3 protein-coding genes are annotated in these 2,095 nt (G+C 64.7%); all 3 read left to right on the top strand.

Features of this window, described 5'->3' with window-relative positions; translation table 11 throughout:
- The first annotated feature begins 22 nt into the window (after nucleotides 1–22).
- Nucleotides 23–313, top strand: a complete 291-nt coding sequence (locus GCE01_RS16535; RefSeq protein ID WP_408735630.1) for a DotD/TraH family lipoprotein — start codon at nucleotides 23–25, stop codon at nucleotides 311–313.
- On the top strand, nucleotides 306–1,304 hold the full coding sequence (locus tag GCE01_RS16530) for a type IV secretory system conjugative DNA transfer family protein (RefSeq protein ID WP_099213703.1): 999 nt from the start codon (nucleotides 306–308) through the stop codon (nucleotides 1,302–1,304). The genes GCE01_RS16535 and GCE01_RS16530 overlap by 8 nt, the downstream gene beginning before the upstream one ends.
- Nucleotides 1,301–2,095, top strand: a 795-nt coding sequence (locus tag GCE01_RS16525; protein ID WP_099213702.1) for an ATPase, T2SS/T4P/T4SS family, incomplete at its 3' end; no start/stop codon positions are given. The genes GCE01_RS16530 and GCE01_RS16525, both read left to right, overlap by 4 nt.

Raw genomic sequence — 2,095 nt, 5'->3', positions numbered from 1 at the left:
GGATCTGGCCCAGCTCGGCACGTTGCGGCCGACCCCGCCGCCCATGACACCGGACCCCGGCCTTCCGGCTGACCTCAAGCGACAGGTCTGGTTTGTCTGGCAAGGCCCGCTTGAGCCTGCCGTGCGCAAACTCGGCAAGGACATTGGCTACAGCGTGACCGCATTCGGCCCGCATCGGAAGGTCATTGTCCAGATCAATGCCGTGGCCCCCGTGATTGACCACCTGCGCACGCTTGGCGAGCAGGCAGGAGATCAGGCCACCGTCTCTGTCGATCCCCTCTCCCACGCAATCTCGGTGACGTACCATGGCTGATCGCGCCCTGCTCTGCGGCCTCGCAACGGCCGCCCTTCTCGCTTTTCCGTCTCTCGCAGGTGCGGCCGACAACGGCAGCATCATGCCGTCCACCAGCTCTCTTCCTCCGCCAGCCCGGAGCGGAACGCTCGTCTCCATGCCCAGTCCGCCTGAACCAGGCGCGGATCAGGTGAACGCCAATGATGAGGCCCTCGGCAATCCTGCCAACACCCCGGTGACAGGCGCGCTTCAGCTCGACCGCATCACAGGCGGCGAGGCCCCGCCGTCTCTCGAAGCCTTGCAGGACGCGCGGCCGAACGATGAAGCCGGCGACGATCTCAAGCCGGGCCGACGCGAGCAGATCCGTCAGGCCGCGCTGACCTACGGCGCACAGGGCGGGCAGGCCGCGCGGTCTTTCGCCATCAACGAAATGCTGCGCCACAACGAGCCTATCCTCGACACGACGTTCGATTTTCGCCCCTTCGTCCTGCCGGTGGGTGACGGCCAGACGCTGATGCAGCCCCCAATCGTCAGTCAGGCGCAGATGGCCTTCGCCCTAAACGACACCGGCACCATCGCCCATGAAAGCCGCTGTGTCTTCGAGATTACCCGCGAGGCGCAGCTCACCTCTGCCGCGCCAAACTGGCGGACCTATCTTGTTCGGTCCTGGAACAAGCCGCGTCATCCGGCCTCATCCGCTTTGCCGCACACCGACAAGGAAGTGCGGCACTGGAACGACTGGGTGGCTGAAGGCTGGGCCTCCGGAGAAAAGGTGGCGGATGAGATCTACCTGTCCGATCTCTCGCGTCTTCAGCGCGACATCACCGGCATGGCCCGCTACCGCGTGCTTCTGCGGGCCGGTCGTGTCGAAGAGCCGCGCGTGGTGTTCGAGAACCGTCAGGCCGTGGGCGGCGGCGACAGTCTGCATCTTGGCGACCGCGTCATCCGGATCACCGGACAGCCCGGCCTCCAGGCCCGCACCCGCGTCGCCTATCCGGAGGACTGCCGATGAGCGCCGTTCTCAAACTGCGTGACGCTGACACCTGGGCACACGAACGGGCGAAGCGCGAGTATCCCTGGGTTGCTGAAGCCCGGAAACATGCGCCCGGTCTCGATGACTTCCTGAAATGGGCGCACGGCCTCGGCGCGTCGCGGATCGACCTGCTGACCGGTCATCGCGCCACGCTGACGGTTCATGGCCGCAACCGCTACGCCACCATGGACCCCACGACATCGCTGGATCTCAAGCAGATCGTGGATCACGTCTATGGCGCGGACGGCTCGGCGCGTGTCCTGATCAGCCTTCAGCTCGATACGGCCTATAGCGTCACGCTCAACCGCCGTGAGTCCCTGCGCTTTCGTATCAACATCTTTCCCGTGCAGACCATGCGCGGCCCAGGCATGAATCTGGTCTTTCGGCCCATCCCGACCCTTCCGGCCAGTCTGGATGAGCAGCGGGTCGAGCAGGAGATCCGCGACACCAACCTGCTGAGAAGCGGCATGGTGCTCACGGGAGGATCGACGGGTTCGGGCAAGACCACGCTACAGTTCGGGCTGATCCATGATCGGCTGATGGATCCGACCGTCTCGTGCAACATTTCCACAGGCGAGCAGCCGATCGAGTTCCTTTTCGATAGCCTCAAGCCCCCCAACGGCAACCGGATCACCCAGACCGAGATCCGCCCGCCCAATCTGACACCGCCCCTGTTTGTTGAGGGCTCCATGCGCCGTGAAAACTCGGATCTGGTCCTTGGCGAATGTCGTGACGGCCCCACCATGGAAGCGGCCATCAACTGCGCCATT

Origin of the sequence: Gluconobacter cerinus, assembly GCF_002723935.1 — a bacterium.
Lineage (GTDB): Bacteria > Pseudomonadota > Alphaproteobacteria > Acetobacterales > Acetobacteraceae > Gluconobacter > Gluconobacter cerinus.
Note: the sequence above shows the minus strand (reverse complement) of the source record. Positions and strands in the feature narration are given on the sequence as shown.